General features: G+C 60.1%; 1 protein-coding gene. It reads left to right on the top strand.

Features of this window, described 5'->3' with window-relative positions; translation table 11 throughout:
* Positions 1–243, top strand: a 243-nt coding sequence (locus ACR9ZK_RS23135) for a POT-type proton-dependent oligopeptide transporter (RefSeq protein WP_481344257.1), incomplete at both ends; no start/stop codon positions are given.

Below are 243 nucleotides of genomic sequence, written 5' to 3'. Positions count from 1 at the left end.
CCGCCGGCCTGTTCATGGTGGCCATGCCCAACAAGGAAGTGTTCGAGTTCGGCCTGGCCACGATCATCATCGGCAACGGCCTGTTCAAGCCGAACATCTCCACCATGGTCGGCAAGCTGTACGGCCTGAAGGATGAGCGCCGCGATTCGGGCTTCACCATCTTCTACATGGGCATCAACGTCGGCGCGATGATCGCCCCGGTGCTTACCCAGTTCCTTGCCGAGAAGGTCTTCGGTACCGAAG

Source organism: Monashia sp. HAY1-5C (genome assembly GCF_056755255.1).
This window is presented reverse-complemented; position numbering and strand designations above follow the sequence as displayed.